Consider the following 19,974-nt stretch of genomic DNA (forward strand, 5'->3'; position numbering starts at 1 on the left):
AATCGCCGCGGCTGGCGATTGCATGCTCGGGTCTTGCCTGGGTCACGTCACCGCGGTGACGACTGCTGTACTGCCACCGCCTCGGCGGCGCTGGATTGCCAGCCTCCGCCCAGCGCCCTGAAGGTGGCCACTGCGCTGCGCGCTGCATCCGTGCGCGCCTGCACCTGCGCATCGGACGCGCGCAGCAGCGTGTCGTCGGCATTCAGCACTTCGATCAGGCTGACCGCGCCTTTCTTATAGGCCAGGGCCGAGGCGCCACGCGCCTTGCCGAGCGCCTCCACTCCCTGCGACAGCACCGCGGCCTGCTGCTCGCGCTTGACCAGCGCGATGAATGCATTTTCGACGTCCTCGGTGGCGCGCAGGACCGCCAGGCGATACGCCGCCAGTTGCTCGGCTTCCTGACCCTTGGCCTGGGCGATCTGCGCATTGATGCGGCCGAAGTCGAACAGCCGCCAGCGCAGCCCCAGCACACCGGACGACTGCGCGGCATCGCCGGTGAACAGGTTGCCGCCGGAGATGGCCGTGGCGCTGCCGAGCAGGCCGCTGAGCGAGAACTTGGGGTAGTACTCGCTCATCGCCACGCCGATGCGCGCGTTCGACGCTGCCAGCCTGCGTTCGGCGGCGATCAGATCGGGGCGGCGGCGCAGCAGGTCGCCGGGCGTGCCTGTGGCGGCGATCTGCGGTGCAAGCGGAATCGGCTTGGTGGCGGCCAGTTCCGCGCGGTGCGTGCCGGGCGGCACACCCAACATCACGTCCAGGGCGTTCATCGCCGCGACCAGGCCACTTTCGATGCCGGGCACCGACGCCTGCGCCTGCGCAAGCGCGCCTTGCGCCTGGTGGAGTTGCAGCTCGGGCGCCAGTCCCTTGCCATGCAGCAGCGTCACCATCGACACCAGCCCCTGCTGGGTGGCGACCTGGCGCTGGGCCACCTCCAGCCGGGCCTGCAGGCCGCGGATGCTGATGTAGATATCGGCGGTCTGCGCCGCCACCGCCAGGCGGGTGGCGGCGGCACCGGCTTCGCTGGCCTGGTAGTCGGCCAGGGCGGCCTGGCGGCCGCGACGCAGGCCGCCGAACAGATCCAGTTCCCAGCTCGCGCCCAGGTTGGCTTCGTAGGTGCTGGCATAGCGGTCGAAGTTGGGCGTGCTGCTGAGCACCTGGCCAAGCGGCGTTTCCAGCGACTGGTAGGCGCGGGCCGCGTTGCCGCTGATGTTGCCCGAAGGCAGCAGCGCGGCGGTGGCGGCAGTCAGCCCGGCGCGGGCCTGGGTGACGCGTGCGGTGGCCTGGGCCAGGTCCAGGTTCTGCGCCAGCGCCTGGGTGACGTAGCGGCTCAGGTCCGGGTCGTTGAAGCCGGTCCACCAGGTGGCCAGGTCGGCCTGCACGGTGGCCTGGCGTTCAGCCACGGCGGCCTGGCCAAGGTAGCGATCCGGCACGGGCGCGTCCGGGCGGGCGTAGTCGGGGCCGACCGCACAACCTGCGGCGAGGCTGGCGGCAATAAGCGCTGCAAGGGTGCGGAGTGGCATGAGGAGACCAAAATGGCGAAACGGTGAGTGACTGTAATACGAAATGGTCACTTTTGTAAGTCGGGGACGACAGCGCTAAGCTGTCCAAATGAACAAAGCATCCAGTTACCCAGTTGCGGGCCGGGGCCCGGTCGATCACGACGTGCGCGACCAGATCGTGGCCGCAGCAGCCGACCACTTCAGTCGCTATGGCTACGAAAAGACCGCCGTGTCCGATCTGGCAAAGGAGATTGGATTCTCCAAGGCCTACATCTACAAGTTCTTCGCCTCAAAGCAGGCCATCGGCGAAGTCATCTGTGGCCAGTGCCTGCAGGAAATCAAGCTCGAGACGGCCGCGGCCGTTGCCCAGGCAACGACGCCGCAGGAGAAATTACGCAGTCTTTTCAAGGTGGTAGTCAACGAAAGCCTGCGCCTGCACGCACGCGGACCGAAGCTGTACGAGATTGCCACGTCTGCCTCGATCGAGCGGTGGCCCACGGTCCTCGTCTACGAAGCGCAGCTGCAGGCGCTGCTGCAGGAGATCCTGGTGGAGGGGCGTCTGAGTGGTGACTTCGAGCGAAAGACGCCGCTGGACGAGGCGAGCCGGGCGATCTACCTGATGATGCGGCCATACATCAATCCGCTGCTACTGCAGCACAGCCTGGAGTACGCCGAAGAGGTCCCGGCGCTGTTGTCGAGTCTGGTACTGCGCAGTCTGGCGCCATAGTTCGTTTGTGACTATTGACTGATTTGGTCACAAGTCTCAAGATGCGAGCCATCAACAGCTCGCTTTGAGACGACCATGCTGCCGCGCCTCCCGATTCCCTTCGCCCTTCTGTGTGTTCTGCTGCTGGCGCTGAGCGCCTGCGGAGGCAATGCTCCTGCTGACCCGCGGACCGCCGCGCCGCTGGTCCGGGTGGCCACTGTCGCGTACGCCGACGCAGGCGCGCGCAGTTTCTCCGGCACCGTCGCCGCGCGGGTGCAGAGCGACCTGGGCTTCCGCGTCGCCGGCAAGGTATCCGAGCGGCTGGTCGATGCCGGCCAGCGCGTCAAGCGTGGGCAGCCGCTGATGCGCATCGACCCGGTGGACCTGCAACTGGCCGCGCGTGCGCAGCAGGATGCGGTGGCCGCTGCCCGCGCCCGTGCCCTGCAGACCGCCGAAGATGAAGCCCGTTATCGCGACCTGCGCGGCACCGGCGCCATCTCTGCCTCGGCCTACGACGAGATCAAGGCGGCCGCCGATGCGGCCAAGGCGCAGCTGAGCGCCGCCCAGGCCCAGGCCGCTGTCGCGCGCAATGCCAATCGCTATACCGACCTGCTGGCCGATGCCGACGGGGTGGTGATGGAGACCCTGGTCGAGCCGGGCCAGGTGGTTGCTGCCGGGCAGCCGGTGGTGCGCCTGGCGCATGCCGGGCCGCGCGAGGCGGTGATCCAGTTGCCGGAAACCCTGCGCCCGCAGGTTGGCTCGGTGGCCCAGGCCACCTTGTTCGGCAACGCCGCGGTCAGCGTGCCGGCCACCTTGCGCCAGCTCTCCGAGAGCGCAGACCGGCTCACCCGCACCTTCGAGGCGCGGTACGTGCTCAACGGCGCGCTGGCGCAGGCACCGCTGGGCACCACCGTCAGCGTCCGCGTGCCTGCCGGCACCGCCACCGGCACCCAGGCCGGCCTGCAGGTCCCGCTGGCCGCGGTGTTCGATGCCGGCAAGGGGCCAGGCGTGTGGGTCATCGCCGGCAACCCGACCCGGGTGAGCTGGCGGCCGGTGACGGTGCTGGGCCTGGACGATGACCATGCCAATGTCGCCGGCAAGCTGGGGCGTGGCGAGCGCATCGTCGCGCTGGGCGCGCACCTGTTGCGCGACGGCGAGCGGGTGCGGGTCGCCAACACGATCGCGCCTGCCAATGGCAGCGCGACCGGCGCCAAAACCGCGTCCACGGCAGGAGCGCAGCCGTGAGCGAGGGCCGATTCAATCTCTCGGCACTGGCGGTACGCGAGCGCTCGATCACGCTGTTTTTGATCTTCCTGATTTCGTTGGCCGGCCTGGTCGCATTTCTCAAGCTGGGCCGCGCCGAAGACCCGGCCTTCACCGTCAAGGTGATGACCATCGTGACTGCCTGGCCGGGTGCCACGCCGCAGGAAATGCAGGACCAGGTGGCCGAGAAACTCGAAAAGCGCCTGCAGGAACTGCGCTGGTACGACCGCAGCGAAACCTATACGCGCCCCGGCCTTGCGTTCACCACCTTGACCTTGCTGGACAGCACGCCGCCCAGCCAGGTGCAGGAGCAGTTCTACCAGGCACGCAAGAAGGTGGGCGACGAAGTCGGCAACCTGCCGGCCGGCGTGATCGGGCCGATGGTCAACGACGAATATGCGGACGTCACCTTTGCACTGTTCGCCCTCAAGGCCAAGGGCGAGCCGCAACGCCTGCTTGCGCGCGATGCCGAGACCCTGCGCCAACGCATGTTGCACGTGCCGGGCGTCAAGAAGGTCAACATCATCGGCGAACAGCCCGAGCGCATCTTTGTCGAGTTCTCGCACGAGCGCCTGGCCACGTTGGGCATCAGCCCGCAGGATGTGTTTGCCGCGCTCAATGCGCAGAACGCCTTGAATGCGGCTGGTTCGGTGGAAACGCGCGGGCCGCAGGTGTTCATCCGCCTGGATGGTGCGCTCGACAGCCTGCAGAAGATTCGCGACACCCCGCTGGTGGTGCAGGGCCGCACCCTGAAGCTGTCGGATATCGCCACGGTCAAGCGCGGCTACGAGGATCCGTCCACCTTCATGATCCGCAGCGGCGGCGAGCCGGCGTTGTTGCTGGGCATCATCATGCGCGATGGCTGGAACGGGCTGGATCTGGGCAAGTCGCTGGACAGCGAAGTCAGCGCGATCAATGCCGAGCTGCCGCTGGGCATGACCTTGAGCAAGGTCACCGACCAGGCGGTCAACATCGACGCATCGGTCGGCGAGTTCATGACCAAGTTCTTCGTCGCATTGCTGGTGGTGATGCTGGTGTGCTTCGTCAGCATGGGCTGGCGCGTGGGGATCGTGGTGGCGGCGGCGGTGCCGTTGACGCTGGCGGCGGTGTTCGTGGTGATGCTGGCCACCGGCAAGAACTTCGACCGCATCACGCTGGGGTCGTTGATCCTGGCGCTGGGCCTGTTGGTGGACGATGCCATCATCGCCATCGAGATGATGGTGGTGAAGATGGAGGAAGGCTACAGCCGCGTCGCCGCATCGGCCTATGCGTGGAGCCATACCGCCGCGCCGATGCTGTCCGGCACGCTGGTGACCGCCGTCGGCTTCATGCCGAACGGCTTTGCCGCCTCCACCGCTGGCGAATACACCAGCAACATGTTCTGGATCGTGGGCATTGCGTTGATCGTGTCGTGGGTGGTGGCGGTGGTGTTCACGCCCTACCTGGGGGTCAAGCTGCTGCCGGATCTGAAGAAGATCGAAGGCGGCCACGCCGCGATGTACGACACGCCGCGCTACAACCGCTTCCGCGCTGCGCTGGGGCGCGTCATCGCGCGCAAATGGCTGGTGGCCGGCTCGGTGGTGGGGCTGTTCGTGCTCGCGATCGTTGGCATGGGCATCGTCAAGAAGCAGTTCTTCCCGATCTCCGATCGCCCCGAAGTCCTGGTCGAAGTGCAGATGCCGTACGGAACCTCGATCAACCAGACCAGCGCGGCCACCGCCAAGGTCGAAGCCTGGCTCGCCAGGCAGGACGAAGCCAAGATCATCACCGCCTACATCGGGCAGGGCGCGCCGCGCTTCTTCCTGGCCATGGGCCCGGAGTTGCCGGACCCCTCGTTTGCCAAGATCGTGATCCGCACCGATGACCAGCACCAACGCGATGCATTGAAGCTGCGTTTGCGCAAGGCCATTTCCGAAGGCCTCGCATCCGAAGCACGCGTGCGTGTCACCCAGCTCACCTTCGGCCCGTACTCGCAGTTCCCGGTGGCGTACCGGGTCAGCGGGCCGGACCCGCAGGTGTTGCGTGGCATCGCCGCGCAGGTCAGGCAGGTGATGCAGGACAGCCCGATGCTGCGCACCGTCAACACCGACTGGGGCACGCGCACCCCCACGCTGCATTTCATCCTGGACCAGGACCGCCTGCAGGCAGTGGGGCTGACCTCGACCGCCGTGGCCCAGCAGCTGCAGTTCCTGCTCAGTGGCGTGCCGGTCACGCTGGTGCGCGAAGATATCCGCAGCGTGCAGGTGATGGCGCGTTCGGCCGGCGACACGCGCTTCGATCCGGCGCGCATCGCCGACTTCACCCTGGCCGGCGCCAATGGCCAGCGCGTGCCGTTGGCGCAGGTGGGCAAGGTGGATGTGCGGATGGAAGAGCCGATCATGCGGCGCCGCGATCGCGTGCCGACGATCACCGTGGGCGGCGATGTCGACGACCAGCTGCAGCCGCCGGATGTCTCGGCCGTGATCACCAAGCAATTGCAGCCGATCATCGAAAAACTGCCCAGCGGGTATCAGATCAAGGAGGCGGGTTCCATCGAGGAATCCGGCAAGGCGACCACCGCGATGCTGCCGCTGTTCCCGATCATGCTGGCGGCCACCTTGCTGATCATCATCCTGCAGGTACGCTCGATCTCGGCGATGGTGATGGTGTTCCTGACCAGCCCGCTGGGCCTGATCGGTGTGGTGCCGACCTTGATCCTGTTCCAGCAACCCTTCGGCATCAATGCGCTGGTGGGCCTGATCGCGTTGTCGGGCATCCTGATGCGCAATACGCTGATCCTGATCGGGCAGATCCACCACAACGAGGCCGAGGGTCTGGACCCCTTCCAAGCCCTGGTGGAAGCCACCGTGCAGCGCGCCCGGCCGGTGATCCTGACCGCGCTGGCGGCGATCCTGGCGTTCATCCCGCTCACGCACTCGGTGTTCTGGGGCACGCTGGCCTACACGCTGATCGGCGGCACCCTGGCCGGCACGATCCTGACGCTGGTGTTCCTGCCGGCGATGTATTCGATCTGGTTCAAGATCCGCCCCGATACCGGCAACGGCAACGGCAGCAGCAGCACCGCGGCGGTTGCGCAGCACGCCTGAGTGCCATGGGCGACGGCGGCCATGCTGCCGTCGCCTTTGGCTATAGGGCGCTTGTCATCCTCGCGTTCGATCCGCGCGCCGCCAACGGCTGCGCACCTGGCCGGCGCTCTTCCCTCATAGATAAAGGAATTACCATGCAACAGCAGTCCGTTGTGCTGATCACCGGTGTGTCCTCCGGCATCGGCCGCGTTGCCGCAGAGCGCTTCGCCCAGCGCGGCTGCACCGTCTACGGCAGCGTGCGCGCGCTTTCCGGCGCCGCGCCGCTGGCCAATGTGGAATTGGTCGAGATGGATATCCGCGACGCTGCCTCGGTGCGGCGCGCCGTCGACGGTATCGTCGGCCGCAGCGGCCGCATCGATGTGCTGGTCAACAACGCAGGCAGCAGCCTCATCGGCGCAGTGGAGGAAACCAGCCCCGAAGAAGCTGCTGTGCTGTTCGATACCAACGTGCTGGGCATTTTGCGCACGGTCCAGGCAGTTGCACCGCACATGCGTGACAAGCGCCGGGGGCGCATCGTCAATGTCAGCTCGGTGCTGGGTTTCCTGCCGGCACCGTACATGGGGGTGTATGCCGCCTCCAAGCACGCGGTGGAAGGGCTGTCGGAAACGCTGGACCACGAGCTGCGCCAGTTCGGCATCCGGGTGACGCTGGTAGAACCGGCGTACACCAAGACCAGCCTGGGCAGCAATTCGCCGGTGGCGCAGAGCACCATCGCCGAGTACGACCGCGAACGTGACATGGTCGGCCGTGCGGTCACCGGCTACATCGACAATGCGCCGGGACCGCAGGACGTGGCCACCACCGTGGTGGAGGCCGCACTGGGCAAGTGGCGCATGCGTCGCACCCCGCCCGGCCAGGCATCGCTGCTGAGCAAATTGCGCCGGTTCATGCCCGCCAGTGCGGTGGATGGCAGTTTGCGCAAGCAGCTTGGGCTGAGCTGACGCACGCAGCGCGCCTGCGGGTGGATGCGTGACACCTTGCGCATCGACAAACACTGCGCGTCGCCGGGCAGATGCGGGGGGTGCCTGCAGTCGCCACGCACTGCCTATCCATCGCCGGCCTTGCGTGAGTCGCCCCACCCATGTGAGGCGACCCCTCACCGCTTGGCAGCGGCGGCTAGGTCAACCGCGTGCCGAGCGATAACCAACGCACCGATTTCGAGCACCGGCCACGCCCGGGTGGCGGTGCGCACAGGGGTTTTGCTAGCTGCTCCGAAGCGTCGCGTGCCCCATGCCGCCGGGGAGCCGGCTGCATGGAGTGGTCGAGCATCCGTTACACCTGGTCGGTGGGTAACACATACACTTCGGCAATATTGACGTTCGCCGGTGCCTGCGCTGCGAACAGGATGGTGTCGGCAATATCCATCGGATCCAGCATCCGCACCGTGCCGGCATAACCGGCCATCATTGCCTGATATTCCGCGCTGGTGGTCTGTGCCGGAAGCTCGGTTGCAACGATGCCCGGCTGAATGCTGGTGACGCGGATGTTGTGCTTCTTGCCGACTTCCATGCGCAGGCCTTCGGTGAACGCGGTCACCGCAAACTTGCTCGCCGAGTACACCGCAAATCCCTGGCCAAAGACCTTGCGCCCGGCGATCGAGGAAGTATTGAAGACATGGCCGGAATGCTGCTTGATCATCTGCGGCAGCACCGCTGCGGCCACGTTGAGCACGCCTTTCACGTTGACATCGATCATCTGTTCCCATTCGTCGGTATGGAAGTCATCGATGCTGGACAGCGGCATGATGCCGGCGTTGTTGACCAGCACATCGATGGCGCCATAAGCGGCGATCAGTGCTGCGACGCCGGCAGCGACCGAGTCCTTGCTGGCGACGTCCATTTCCAGCACGACGGCCTGGCCGCCCGCCTGCTCGATGTCTGCCTTCAATGCCTGCAGCCGGTCGATGCGACGCGCCGCAAGGCCCACCTTCATTCCTGCCGCTGCGAGTTTCTTGGCCGTTGCGCTACCGATGCCGCTGGAGGCGCCGGTAATCAGGGCCACTTTGCCGTGGAGCTCATTCGTTGACATGGACAGTCTCTCGCTGGTTGTCGATACGGGATTGGACGCGGCGATACCGCGTCCAGTCGGTTTTCAGTACCGGCGAGATGATATCCATCCTATACTTAGTTTCAATTACGCACTTTGAGGTAACTAGATATGGCCGAGGAAACCGCTGCGCCCTGCGACCTCTATCGCATCTCGGATATCCGCACCGTGCTGGAGCCGATCGCCAACAAGTGGTCGATCATGATCATGACGGTGCTGTGCAACGGGCCGACGCGCTTCAATCAGATCAAGCGGCAACTGGACGGGGTGACGCACAAGTCGCTGACCGAAGCGCTGCGGCGGCTGGAGCGGATCGGCTTGATCAGCAGGGAAGTGATTTCCTCGTCTCCGGTGGCCGTGCAATACCGGCGCACGCCCTTGGGCGACACCCTGGAAGCGCCGATGATGGCGCTGCTGCACTGGTGCCAGGACCACGCCGATGAGGTGATTGCGGCCGAGCAGGCGTTCGTCGCGGGCACGCAAGCGCTGGCGCCGGCAACGGCAACGGTGGGGTGAGGGACTGCGGCTGATGCACGTGTGCGCGGTGACGAGTTGAGGTGGCAGAAGCTTGCACATGGTGCTGCCTGGCATCGGCGTGCCCCCCGGCACGAACGCGACCACGCAATCGAGCGCATGCACACGCAGGTGCCTGCTCGGTCCACGCCAATGGCCGGCGATTCACCCAGACTGGCCGCATGGCCTCACAATAGGCGGCCAGTTCCCAACCGATGTCGCCATGCGCAAGACCTATCAGCTCAACCTCGAAGGCAAGAACCGCGATCGTCTGCTGGAGTCCAGCAAGCACGATATCCGCAAGTACATCCGCCGCGAGCGCCGCAAGGATTTGCCCGAAGGCGCGGATTACTGGGACTTCGACATGCGCTTCGGGGCGGACGAGGCCAGTGCCGCGCCGCTGCCGCCGGCCGAGCTGATCCGCTCGATCAATGCGCTCACCAGCGAAGGTGGCGAACAGTTCTTCGTGGAAATCCTGCGCAAGCCCGGCAAGCGTACCCCGCGTGCGGATGGCGACAACGCGCCGGGCGGCGAGCTGGATTTCGAGCAGGACTGAGGCATCGTCGCACCGTCCACCTTCGCGTGACGACGGCGCGTCAGGTGGCACGCCCCGCTGTCAGTCGGGCTTGCCAGCCTGCGTCGCGGCCGCTGCGCGTTGCTTGTCCTTCTTGCTCGGCCGCCTGCCCTTGATGCCGCCGTTGTCGTCCGGAGCGCGCGTGCCGACATTTGGCGTCTGCGTCGCAGGCGCAGTTGCCGCCAGGGTCGGCTCGAAACCGGCAACCACGCTGGTGGGCACGCGCAGGCCCTGGCGTTTTTCGATCAGGCGCCATTGCGGCTGGCTCTCTGCGGTGATGAAGCTGATCGCAAGGCCGCTGGCGCCTGCGCGCGCGGTGCGGCCGATGCGGTGGGTGTAGTCCACCGTCGAGCGCGGCAGGTCGTAATTGACCACTGCCGGCAGCGCATCGATATCGATGCCGCGCCCGGCCAGATCGGTGGCCACCAGTACCTGCAGCTCGCGCTGTTTGAAGGCATGCAACGTACGCTCGCGGCGGCCCTGGCTCAGTTCGCCATGCAGCGGTTGCGCATTGATGCCGGTCTTGGTGAGTTTTTCGGCAACTTTCTCGGCGGTGTGCCGGCTGGCGACGAATACCAGCACATGCGACCAGCCGTGTTCCTGCAGCAGGTGGCGCAACAGCTGCGTGCGCTGGCCGGCGTCGACGGCGATCGCGCGTTGTTCGATCGCAGGCGCAGCTTCCGGGGTGGCATCGACGGTGATGCGTAGCGGGTCGCGCAGGCGACGCTTGGCCAGCGAGGCGATGGCGGGCGGAAACGTGGCCGAGAACAGCACGCTCTGCCGTTGCGCCGGCAGCAGGGCCAGGATGCGATCGAGCTCGGCGCCGAAGCCCAGTTCGAGCAGGCGGTCGGCTTCGTCCAGCACGAGCGTGGCAATCTCGCCCAGGCGCAGCGCGTTGTGATCCACCAGGTCCAGCAACCGGCCGGGCGTGGCGACCACGATATCGGCACCACCGCGCAGGGCAAGCAACTGCGGATTGATCGAACTGCCGCCGGTGGCCGCAACGATCTTGAGCCGCCGCGGCAGATGCGCGGCCAGTTGGCGCAAGGTGTCTTCGACCTGCGCGGCGAGTTCGCGCGTGGGCACCAGCACCAGCGCGCCGAGCACGCGCGGGGCAACATCCGGCGCCAGGCAGCGTTGCTGCAGCAGCGGCAGCGCATAGGCCAATGTCTTGCCCGAACCGGTCTGCGCCATCGCAATCAGATCGCGGCCCTGCAGCATCGGCGCAATCGCCTGCTGCTGGATCGGCGTGGGCGTGTGGTGGCCGGCGCGTGCCAGCGCGGTGTCGAAGAATGGCTGCAGCTGCGGCGACAGCGAAAGATGGGCAAATGACATGGACTGATTATCCAGGCATTTGCACTGCAATGGTCGGTGAGACCCATGCGGGGCCGCCGCGGGCACTGCGTCGGTGGGTGGGCAGGGGCCCTGCAGCCAGGCCGCAGTCCGCTGTTCTGCAGCTCATTTTTCCACCGTCCACGTCCATCGCGGCACACCGCATAAAGCAGTCGAAACCTGGAACAGTGGTTTTGTTCAGTCGCGATCGGATGCTTGAGTCAAAAGCTTGGTGAGTCGAGGGCGCGGTGCCCTCACCGCTTGCGGGACACGCCGCGAACCCGTCCCTGGGGGCTCGGTGGCGGCATCCATGCCGCCACACGGTCCCGCAATCGGCGAGGGCACCGCACCAGACAGTTGGTCGGCAGCTTTCCTGAAAGCATGCTCGGCTTGCGTGGCAGACGAGACGTTTGCAGGTTGCGTGTAGGAGGCTTGTCTGCCGCTCGGCTTGCGACGGCGCAATGGTGGGAGTTGAGCGAACGCCTGGTGATCCGACCAGCGCACGTTGTGCGCATCATGCTGCTTGCAACTAGACACACCGACCCTCTCGACAGGTCCTTGCCTGCTCACCGTCGCGGGACCTTACGCGGCATGGATGCCGCGTAAGAGCCTCCATGGATGGATTCACGGCGTGTCCTGCGATGGTGGGCAGGCGAGGGCCCTGCAGAAATCCCGCAGATCGGCTGCTCTGCACCTGATCCATCCGCAGTGTTCAAGCCTCATCGGGGCACGACGCAAAGCGACCACTACTTCGACCAAGGCGTCATTCCGCCGCGGTCAGATGCTTGAAAAAAAACGGTGGGTCGACTGCGCGGCGCCCTCAACCGATCGTGTGACACGTCGCGACTTCGTCCATGGATGGCGACATGGTGGCCTGCCGCCAACGGTCCCCAAGCAGCGCGTGCACTGCAAGCGCCGACCCGGTCGCGTGCGAATGAGATCCGCAAGACCTGCCGGGCCCACCTGGCGGTGGGCGCCGGCCGTCTTGCTGTCCGCGGGTTAGTTGGCCAGCGCCAGATCGTCCAGCAGCGCACGCAGGAAACGCGCAGCTTCGCCGCCGGTGGCGGCGCGGTGGTCGAAGGTCAGCGACAGCGGCATCACCTTGTGGGTTTCCACGCCGCCCATCACCGGGGTGAGCTGGTAGCGCGCGCGCCCGGCGGCGACGATGGCCACGCATGGTGGCACCACCACCGGAGTGGCGTAGCGGCCGGCGAACATGCCGAAGTTGGACAGCGAGATGGTGTAGCCGCTGAGTTCCGATGCGGCGATGCTGCGGGTTTCCACCTGCTGGCGCAGCCGGTTGACGCTCTCGCGGATGCCGTGTGCGTCCAGCATGTCGGCATTGCGCAGCGCGGGCACGAACAGGCCTTCTTCGGTATCCACCGCAATGCCGATATCGACCTGGGGGTGCAGGGTGCGGCTGAGTGCCTCGCCGTCGAACCAGGCATTGAGCGCCGGCACCGCCTGGCAGGCACGCACGAGGCCGCGCACCAGGCGCACGGTGACGTCGTTGCCGGGCTGCCAGGCGTGGATGTCGGCATCGTCGTTGAGCGTGGTCGGTACCACCTTGCTGTGCGCATCGGCCATGACCCGCGCCATGTTGCGACGCACGCCCTTGAGCTGTTCGGGTTGGCCCTTGACGCTGGTGCCGGGCGATTGGGTACGCATCGGCTTGCCGCTGGCCGACAGCGACGAGCGGGCGGTGGTGCCCTCATCCGCCCTGCGGGCACCTTCTCCCGCAGGCGGGAGAAGGGAACGCGCGCCGCCGTCCGAATGGTTCGCGTTGTTGTCCGAAGGATGCACGCTACCGTCTGACTGGTGCGCGTTGTTGCCTGCGGTCGCTCCGCCGCCAGCGGCGGTCCCTCGGCCACTGGCCGGAGAGGTCGACACGCCCTGCGCGCCAGCTGAAAGCCGTGCGGTGCCCGCGGCTGCGGCCTGCTTCACATCCGCCATCGTCACCGTGCAGTCCGGGCCGGTGGCGCGCACCTGTGCCAGGTCCACCCGCAGCTTGCGCGCCAGCGCACGCACCGCCGGCATCGCGCGCACGCCGCCGACGGCAATCGCCTGTTCGCTCTGCACCGCGTTGGAGCTCTGCATCGCACCGACCACCGTGCCGGCGTCGTCGCGCTCGCTCTGGCCACTGGCGTCGGCGTCGGCGATCTCGCCGCCGTTGTCGGAGGCGACCACGCGCGTGGTCGGGCCGGCCGCGCTGTCGCCGGTGCTGGGCGTGTGCGTGGGTGCAGGGCCATGCGAGTGGCCGGTGTCCTGGCCGTCGGCGCGCTGCGGCTGCGAGGCGTCCAGCGCGAACTGCGCCAGCATCGCGCCGGTTACGATCACGTCGCCAGCGGCACCGGCGAGCTTGGTCACGGTGCCGGAGAACGGCGAGGGCACCTCGACCACCGCCTTGGCGGTCTCCATCGAGACCAGCGGATCGTCCAGGCGCACGTTGTCGCCTTCCTTGACGAACCATTCGACGATGGTGGCATCGGGCAGGCCTTCGCCCAGGTCGGGCAGGTGGAAATTCTTGGCTTCGCTCATGGCAGGTTCTCTTGCGCCGCAGGCAGTGGCGGCGTGGTGTCGTCGAGGAGTTCGAGGTCGGCAGCCGGCAGCCAGCCCTGCATGCCATCGGCACGCTCGGACCACCACCAACCGCCATGTTCGTAATGCAGCAACACGTCCTCGCCCTGTTGGGCGTCGAGTTCGCGTGCATCGTAGTCGCGCAGGGCTTCGGCCTGGCCGTCGCCCAGGGGGCGCAGCCAAGCCACCGGGGCCCAGCCGGCATGACCGTCGCCGGTGTTGACCCAGGCGAAGGCCGGCCATTCCTCGTCGCGCACGCCGATGGTCACGTGCTGGCCAGCGTGGAAGCGGATCGGGTTGGCGTACGCGGCGCGGTAATCGCAGAGCAGACGGGCGCGCATGTCAGCCGGCAGCCACCGCGCGACGGGCAGCGGTGACGATGCGCTCCACGCTCGGCAGGTACTTCATTTCCAGCCGGAACAGCGGGATATGCGTGTCGTAGCCGGTGACGCGTTCGACCGGTGCGAGCAGGTCGTACATCGATTTTTCCGCCAGCTGCGCGGCGATCTCCGCACCGAAGCCGGCGGTGCGCGGGGCTTCCTGCACGATCACGCAGCGGCCTGTCTTGGCCACCGATTCGGCGATGGTGTCGAAGTCCAGCGGGCGCAGCGTGGCCACGTCGATGACTTCGGCGCTGATGCCTTCGCCAGCGAGTTTGTCGGCCGCTTCCAGCGCTTCCTTGACCTGCGCGCCCCAGGTGACCAGGGTGACGTCGGTACCGTCGCGCAGCACGAAGCACACATCCAGCGGCAGCGCTTCGCCATCGTTGGCGACCACTTCTTTGTACTGGCGGTAGATGCGCTTGGGCTCCATGTAGATCACCGGATCCGGGTCGCGGATCGCGGCCAGCAACAGGCCGTAGGCGCGCTGCGGCGAGGACGGCAACACCACGCGCAGGCCGGGCACGTTGGTGAAGATGGCCTCGTTGGCTTCGCTGTGATGTTCCGGCGCGCGGATGCCGCCGCCCCACGGCACCCGCAGCACCATCGGGCAATGCAGGCGCCCGCGGGTGCGGTTGCGCAGGCGTGCGGCATGGCAGATCAGGTGATCGACCATGGGATACACGAAGCCGTCGAACTGCGCTTCGGCCACCGGCTTCATGCCCTGCGCGGCCAGGCCGACGCTCAGGCCGGCGATGGTGGTTTCGTCCAGCGGCGTGTCCAGCACCCGCTCGCTGCCGAAGCGCTGCTGCAGGCCCGCAGTGGCGCGGAACACGCCGCCGTTGACGCCGACATCCTCGCCCAGCACCAGCACCGCAGGGTCGTGTTCCAGCTCCCAGGCCAGCGCCTGGGTGATGGCTTCGATCAGGGTGATGGGCGAACTCATGGCACTCTCTCCGCGCGTGGCTGCGGCGTTGTAAGGGGCACTGGCCTGCTGTGTCGCAGCCAGGTGTGACTGGTTGAGCTCATCCATGACGGGCCTCCTGCGCCATCACCTCGGCGCGCTGGGCCAGCAACTCGGCCGGCGGGTCGCCGTAGAGGTAATCGAACATCGCTTCGACCGGCTGCACCGGGGTGTTGAGATAGGCATTGACCTCTGCGTCCACGCGCGCACCACATTCGGCCTTCCATGCGGTTTCCTGCGCCTCGTCCCACAGGCCTTGCGCGGTGAGATAGCGGCGCAGGCGCAGCAGCGGCTCGCGCGCCCAGCCTTGCTTGACCTCTTCTTCGCCGCGGTAGCGCCGCGCGTCGTCGGCGGTGGTGTGATCGGACAGGCGATAGGTCAGGAACTCGATCACCGTGCCGCCGTCGCCGGCCAATGCGCGCGCGCGCGCCTGGCGCATCGCTTCGAGCACCGCGATCAGGTCGTTGCCATCCACCTGCAGGCAATGCAGGCCGCCGGCCAGGCCCTTCTGCGCCAGCGTCTGCGCACCGGTCTGCGCCGAGCGCGGCACCGAGATCGCCCAGCCGTTGTTGATCACGCACAGGATCAGCGGCAGTTTGTAGGCGCCGGCCGAATTGAGCGCGGCATAGAAGTCGGTCTTGGAGCTGCCGCCATCGCCACAGCAGGCCACCGCGACCTGCGGCTTGCCCCGCAGCTTGAACGACAGCGCCGAACCGGCCGCATGCAGGCACTGGGTGGAGATCGGCACGCAGATCGGGAAGTCGATCGCCGCATCGGCATCGCGCGGATAGTCGCTGCCGCGTTCGTCGCCGCCCCAGTACAGCAGCACATCGCGCGGGCGCACGCCGCGTTCGAACATGGTGCCGTACTCGCGATAGCTGGGCGCGAACACATCGCCACTGCGCATCGCCGCGCCGATGCCCACATGGGTGGCTTCGTGACCGAGGCAGGCCGCATAGGTGCCCAACTTGCCGGTGCGCTGCAGCGCGACCGACTTGCTGTCGAAGGTGCGCACGAACAGCATGCGCTTGAACAGGGCGAGCAGCTGTTGCGGGTTGGCGGCGTCGGCCGGCAGGTCGTCGCGGACGATCTGGCCGTCCGCGTCCATGTATTGCAGATATTCGATCTCGAACTGCGCGGCTACGCTCATTGCGGCGACACCTTCACCAAGAAGTTTCAAATGATATGAGTTGCGATGTTAAGGACCACACAGCAAAAAGCTGTCCTGCACCGCAGCACACAATGATGCTGGCTTGCACAAAAAAAAGGGCGCGGACCAGGCCGCGCCCTTTGTCGCAGTACAGAATTGCGACGTGGTGCACTGCGATCAGCGGCGGTCTGCGCCTCCACCGATCGGGGTGACGATCAGCGCCGTATTGTCGGCCGGGTTGGCATCGGGCGAGGTCGATGTGGCGCTGGCCTGCACGCGGATGGCGCCGTCGGCAGGGATCGGCTTGGCTGCCACGGTCAACTGGAAGGCCAGCTGCGCGCCCGGCAGCACGACCGCCGCGCTGCTGCACACGAAGCGGGCACTGCGCAGCGATTGCACCTGTTTGTCGCAGCGCCAGCCCTGCGGCGGCACCAGCTGCGACAGCGCAGACACCGTATTGCCTTCGATCACCAAGCCGGGACGCTGCGCCGGCGCGGCACCGACGTTGTCCAGCAGCACGCGGTAGCTGGCGCTGAACGCTGTTGTCGGCAGGCTGGCCGGGCCGTCGAACCGCACCGCCAGGTCGCTGCGCGGCTGCGGCCGTGCCTGCACCACAACGGCAGCGGTGTCGGTGTTGTTGTCCGGCTGCGGGTCGGGCGACTGCGAGGCGACCGAGGCGGCCAGGGTCAGGGTGCGTCCGGCCAAGTCCGGGCCGGCATCCAGTTGCACTGCAAAACTCTGCGCAGATCCCGCCGCAAGCAGTGGGATATTGCAGGTAAACGTGGTCTGCGTGGCATTGGTCTGGTTCTGGCAGATCCAGCCCGGCGGGGCAGTGAGGCGCGCCCGTGCCGGCAGGTCGAACACCAACGCCAGCGCAGTGAACGGCGCGCGATCCGGCCCTCGGTTTTCGACATCCACGGTGTAGTCGATGTGCTCGCCTTCGACCACCTGGTCACGCGCGGCGGTGACAGCCACCTGCACGTCCGCGTTCACCTGCTTGGTCATGCGCAACAGCACCACGGTGGGGTCGTGGTCGGACAAGCGCGTGGGCGTATTGGCATCGTTGCGCGCGGTGCCGGGGAAGTCGGCATTGATGCGCGCATGGCCCACCGACAGCGAGGCGATGTCGGGTGCGCGCATCAGCGCCTCGTTGGCCAGGATGTGGTCCAGCGACTGCACGTTGCCGTCGAAGGCGTACGAGTAGCTCTGGTCGGGCGTGTTGAACCAGGTCAGGTCGGTGTAGTCCGGGTTGACCAGGTCCACGCCATCGCCGCCCACCACGGTCTGCGCATCCGGCGCCGGCCTGCCGGTGACGGTACCCATCGCATCCACGTAGCCGTCGTTGAACTCGAAGGCGTTGAAGTCGCCCATCACCAGCACCTGCTCGGCCGGGTCGAGCTGCTGGCGCGTCTGCAGCAGGCGCGCCAGGTACTCGGCCTGGGCCTGGCGCTTGGCGCGGATGCGGGTGCCGGCCGCATCGTCGGTCTCGGCGCCGTTGAGCGAGCGCTGATGCACCACGATGGCGGTCAGCGGCAGCACGCGGCCATCGGCCTGGTGCACCTTGGCGCTGAGCACCAGCGGCGGGCGATCGTTGAGCAGGCTCACCGCGCCGCCCGGTTCGGTCCAGGTGGTGGTCTTGCCTTCCTGGGCGATGGACACCACTTCCACGCGCGGTACGCCGGCCGAGACCGCAGCGGTCTTGACCAGGAAGCCCACGTCGATACCGCCGACGTCATTGCCTTCCTGCAGGTAGGCCACGTACTGCGGATCGGGCTGGCCGGAAGCGATGGCATCGGCGTTGATGCGCGCAGCCAACGTCTGCAGCACACCGAGGCTTTCCACTTCCACCGTGCCCAGGATGTCGGGCGTGTGCAGGTAGTTGCGGATCGCCAGCGAGGCCTTGTTGAGGCGGGCCTGGAACGCAACCGGAGTGAGCACCGGCTCGCCGGTCGCCGGGTCGTTCTGGTCGTCGAAGAAGCGCTCCATGTTGTAGGTCGCCACGGCCACGTCGTCGGCCTGCGGCATCGGTGCGGGGCGCGGTTGGTCGGCACCGTTGCAGTTCACCTGCGGGGTGCGTTCCGGATACAGCGTGTAGCGGCGGAAGCTGTAATCCAGCGGGCCGGTGACATCCAGCACCACACAGCCGGAGGCCAGATCCAGCCGTTCGGCGCCCACGCCGGCACTGCCGACGGCGATCACTTCCGGGTTGGTGTTCCAGCGCGGCACGCCGGCAGGCGAGCCGGCCGGCAGCGGGTCGGGCAACTGCACGCCGGGCTCGCGAAAGGCGCGCGGCAGGCCGGTCACCACTGCATGGAACACGCCATTGCTGGTGGCAGTGGCGTTGGTCTCGTTGACGCTGCCGCCGGTGGGCGCATTGACGGTGAGGCTGGCGGCGGTGACGCGCATGCCCTCCAGCGCTTCGAGCTGATCAAAGGCGCCGTTCGGGTTGGGGAAGTTCGCGCTCAACGCCACCGGCATCGGCAACGGGTTGCCGGTGGAATCGGACAGCACGGTCAGGCTGCCGCCGATCTCGGTCAGCGGCGGCTGGGTCGGGTCGGCGGTGGGCACGTACTCGAGCACCGTGCCCTGCACGCGTACCCGGTTGCCGATGGCGGCGGCATCCGGCGGTGCGCTGCCGGTGTAGACGTAGACGCCTTCGGAGGTGGCCGGATCGCCATCGGTTTCGGCATCCGGTGCCTGCAGGAAGAAGCCGGCGCTGCGACGGGCAGTGACGATGCCCGAGGTGGCGACCACCTGGCCTTCCAGCGGCGAGCGTGCGCCCTTGCCCTGGATGGCGTGGATCGGCAGCAGGCTGAAGTCGTCGTTGAGGATGGTGCCGTTTGCACTCAGCGTGGCCGGCAACGCGCCGGTGAGGCCGCTGATCTGCAGCGCGAAGGTCTCGTCGGGCTCGGGCGTGGTGTCGCCCAGCACCTCCACGGTGATGCTGGCGCTGCGCTCGCCGGCGGCGATGCGGACGCTGGAGGCGGGCAGGGCGACATAGTCGCTGCCGGCTGTGGCCGTGCCATCGGTGGTGGCCGCGGTGAAGCTCACCCCGCCTGCGCCGGCCGGCTGGCTCAGGCTCAGCGTGAACACGAAACTGCGGCTGCCGCTGTTGCCTTCGGCCTGGCTGACGTCGGCCAGCGTGGCGATCGGCTGGCCGCCGCCGCTGCACAGCCGTGCGGGGCTGGCGGCGTTGCGCGGCGCCGGCGCGCCGGTGGCGAAATCGGCCGCGTTGTTGTCGGTGTCGGTGCAGCCATCGCCGCCGCGCAGCACTGCCAGCGTATTGCTGGGCGCCGGCGTGGGCGCATTGCCTTCGGCGCAGCTGGCGGTGCTGCCATAGCCGACCAGATCGGCATTGCCGGTGGGGCAGGCGCCGCTCAACGCGGACGCGCTGTTGCTCAGCGCCACCTTGCCGGCGCCGCCGCCCATGGCGATGGTGCCGGTGGCATCGGGCGTGGGCAGCGCGACGCTGCCGCCGCTGCCGTCGGCCTGCTTGACCAGGTAATAGCCGCCGGCCGGAACGCTGCCTGCCAACGGCGTGACCTGCCAGCTGCTGCCGGCAGCCGAGGCGTATTGCACCGACCAGCCGTCCAGGCTGACCGTGGTGCTGCCGATGTTGTGCAGCTCGACGAAGTCGCTGCGGAACGTGGCACCGCTGTTGCCGCCACCGCCGTAGACCTGGCTGATGACGACCTGGGCATTGGCGTGGCCGGCAACCGCCAGCGCACAGAGAAGTAAGGCTGCACGACGCTGCAACACATGCATGAGATGAGAGTCCCCTGATCCATGAGACGTGAAGCGCTCCCCTGGTCCGGCCACGTCCCTGGCCGGCAGCGCCGTTCGATTCTGCATGAATTTGCAGACCTTGGTTGACGATACGGTGA

General features: G+C 67.3%; 14 protein-coding genes. 6 read left to right on the forward strand and 8 right to left on the reverse strand.

Annotated elements, in window-relative coordinates; genetic code table 11:
• Window positions 1-47 precede the first annotated feature (47 nt).
• Window positions 48-1,520 carry an efflux transporter outer membrane subunit gene (locus CPBF1521_RS02175; RefSeq protein ID WP_115675763.1) on the reverse strand — a complete coding sequence of 491 codons (1,473 nt, stop codon included), beginning with the start codon at window positions 1,518-1,520 and terminating at the stop codon, window positions 48-50.
• A gap of 88 nt (window positions 1,521-1,608) precedes the next feature.
• Here CPBF1521_RS02175 and CPBF1521_RS02180 point away from each other — a divergent pair, with 88 nt between their 5' ends.
• The 4 genes from CPBF1521_RS02180 (at window position 1,609) to CPBF1521_RS02195 (ending at window position 7,495) form a co-directional block, all read left to right on the forward strand.
• On the forward strand, window positions 1,609-2,226 hold the full coding sequence (locus CPBF1521_RS02180) for a TetR/AcrR family transcriptional regulator (RefSeq protein ID WP_115675764.1): 618 nt from the start codon (window positions 1,609-1,611) through the stop codon (window positions 2,224-2,226).
• A gap of 75 nt (window positions 2,227-2,301) precedes the next feature.
• Entirely contained in the window at window positions 2,302-3,450 is a 1,149-nt protein-coding gene (locus CPBF1521_RS02185) for an efflux RND transporter periplasmic adaptor subunit (protein ID WP_115675765.1), read from the forward strand.
• Window positions 3,447-6,554 carry an efflux RND transporter permease subunit gene (locus CPBF1521_RS02190; protein WP_115675766.1) on the forward strand — a complete coding sequence of 1,036 codons (3,108 nt, stop codon included), beginning with the start codon at window positions 3,447-3,449 and terminating at the stop codon, window positions 6,552-6,554. Before CPBF1521_RS02185 ends, CPBF1521_RS02190 begins: the two co-directional genes overlap by 4 nt.
• A 134-nt stretch (window positions 6,555-6,688) precedes the next feature.
• Entirely contained in the window at window positions 6,689-7,495 is an 807-nt protein-coding gene (locus CPBF1521_RS02195) for an oxidoreductase (protein WP_104586297.1), read from the forward strand.
• Window positions 7,496-7,826: 331 nt separating this feature from the next.
• Here the strand turns inward: CPBF1521_RS02195 and CPBF1521_RS02200 are convergent, their stop codons facing one another.
• On the reverse strand, window positions 7,827-8,582 hold the full coding sequence (locus tag CPBF1521_RS02200; RefSeq protein WP_164739272.1) for an SDR family oxidoreductase: 756 nt from the start codon (window positions 8,580-8,582) through the stop codon (window positions 7,827-7,829).
• A gap of 129 nt (window positions 8,583-8,711) precedes the next feature.
• Between CPBF1521_RS02200 and CPBF1521_RS02205 the strand changes: the two genes are divergently transcribed.
• On the forward strand, window positions 8,712-9,116 hold the full coding sequence (locus tag CPBF1521_RS02205; RefSeq protein ID WP_104649130.1) for a winged helix-turn-helix transcriptional regulator: 405 nt from the start codon (window positions 8,712-8,714) through the stop codon (window positions 9,114-9,116).
• A 220-nt stretch (window positions 9,117-9,336) separates the two neighbouring features.
• A complete protein-coding gene (locus CPBF1521_RS02210; protein ID WP_104649192.1) occupies window positions 9,337-9,669 on the forward strand; it encodes a DUF6172 family protein in 333 nt (110 codons plus the stop codon).
• A 60-nt stretch (window positions 9,670-9,729) separates the two neighbouring features.
• Here the strand turns inward: CPBF1521_RS02210 and CPBF1521_RS02215 are convergent, their stop codons facing one another.
• The 6 genes from CPBF1521_RS02215 to CPBF1521_RS02245 form a co-directional block, all read right to left on the reverse strand.
• A complete protein-coding gene (locus tag CPBF1521_RS02215; protein ID WP_115675767.1) occupies window positions 9,730-11,022 on the reverse strand; it encodes a DEAD/DEAH box helicase in 1,293 nt (430 codons plus the stop codon).
• Between the two features lie 996 nt (window positions 11,023-12,018).
• The gene (locus tag CPBF1521_RS02225) at window positions 12,019-13,557 is read right to left on the reverse strand and encodes a dihydrolipoamide acetyltransferase family protein (RefSeq protein WP_115675768.1); all 1,539 of its coding nucleotides are present in this window, start codon (window positions 13,555-13,557) and stop codon (window positions 12,019-12,021) included.
• Window positions 13,554-13,937 carry an SH3 domain-containing protein gene (locus CPBF1521_RS02230; RefSeq protein ID WP_104649133.1) on the reverse strand — a complete coding sequence of 128 codons (384 nt, stop codon included), beginning with the start codon at window positions 13,935-13,937 and terminating at the stop codon, window positions 13,554-13,556. Before CPBF1521_RS02230 ends, CPBF1521_RS02225 begins: the two co-directional genes overlap by 4 nt.
• A gap of 1 nt (window position 13,938) precedes the next feature.
• Window positions 13,939-15,009 carry an alpha-ketoacid dehydrogenase subunit beta gene (locus CPBF1521_RS02235; protein WP_166766449.1) on the reverse strand — a complete coding sequence of 357 codons (1,071 nt, stop codon included), beginning with the start codon at window positions 15,007-15,009 and terminating at the stop codon, window positions 13,939-13,941.
• On the reverse strand, window positions 15,002-16,090 hold the full coding sequence (gene pdhA / locus CPBF1521_RS02240) for a pyruvate dehydrogenase (acetyl-transferring) E1 component subunit alpha (protein ID WP_104649134.1): 1,089 nt from the start codon (window positions 16,088-16,090) through the stop codon (window positions 15,002-15,004). The genes CPBF1521_RS02235 and pdhA overlap by 8 nt, the downstream gene beginning before the upstream one ends.
• 177 nt (window positions 16,091-16,267) lie before the next feature.
• Window positions 16,268-19,855, reverse strand: coding sequence for a lamin tail domain-containing protein (locus tag CPBF1521_RS02245; RefSeq protein WP_115675769.1), 3,588 nt, complete (start codon window positions 19,853-19,855; stop codon window positions 16,268-16,270).
• Window positions 19,856-19,974 lie beyond the last annotated feature (119 nt).

Origin of the sequence: Xanthomonas euroxanthea, assembly GCF_900476395.1 — a bacterium.
Lineage (GTDB): Bacteria > Pseudomonadota > Gammaproteobacteria > Xanthomonadales > Xanthomonadaceae > Xanthomonas > Xanthomonas euroxanthea.

Bases quoted from the DNA above. Each gene is read 5' to 3' on its own strand.
- CPBF1521_RS02200 (WP_164739272.1), bottom strand. From the start codon at position 8,582: ATGTCAACGAATGAGCTCCACGGCAAAGTGGCCCTGATTACCGGCGCC.
- CPBF1521_RS02175 (WP_115675763.1), bottom strand. From the start codon at position 1,520: ATGCCACTCCGCACCCTTGCAGCGCTTATTGCCGCCAGCCTCGCCGCA.
- CPBF1521_RS02205 (WP_104649130.1), top strand. From the start codon at position 8,712: ATGGCCGAGGAAACCGCTGCGCCCTGCGACCTCTATCGCATCTCGGAT.
- CPBF1521_RS02245 (WP_115675769.1), bottom strand. From the start codon at position 19,855: ATGCATGTGTTGCAGCGTCGTGCAGCCTTACTTCTCTGTGCGCTGGCG.
- CPBF1521_RS02210 (WP_104649192.1), top strand. From the start codon at position 9,337: ATGCGCAAGACCTATCAGCTCAACCTCGAAGGCAAGAACCGCGATCGT.
- CPBF1521_RS02185 (WP_115675765.1), top strand. From the start codon at position 2,302: ATGCTGCCGCGCCTCCCGATTCCCTTCGCCCTTCTGTGTGTTCTGCTG.
- CPBF1521_RS02225 (WP_115675768.1), bottom strand. From the start codon at position 13,557: ATGAGCGAAGCCAAGAATTTCCACCTGCCCGACCTGGGCGAAGGCCTG.
- CPBF1521_RS02230 (WP_104649133.1), bottom strand. From the start codon at position 13,937: ATGCGCGCCCGTCTGCTCTGCGATTACCGCGCCGCGTACGCCAACCCG.
- CPBF1521_RS02180 (WP_115675764.1), top strand. From the start codon at position 1,609: ATGAACAAAGCATCCAGTTACCCAGTTGCGGGCCGGGGCCCGGTCGAT.
- CPBF1521_RS02215 (WP_115675767.1), bottom strand. From the start codon at position 11,022: ATGTCATTTGCCCATCTTTCGCTGTCGCCGCAGCTGCAGCCATTCTTC.
- pdhA (WP_104649134.1), bottom strand. From the start codon at position 16,090: ATGAGCGTAGCCGCGCAGTTCGAGATCGAATATCTGCAATACATGGAC.
- CPBF1521_RS02235 (WP_166766449.1), bottom strand. From the start codon at position 15,009: ATGGATGAGCTCAACCAGTCACACCTGGCTGCGACACAGCAGGCCAGT.
- CPBF1521_RS02195 (WP_104586297.1), top strand. From the start codon at position 6,689: ATGCAACAGCAGTCCGTTGTGCTGATCACCGGTGTGTCCTCCGGCATC.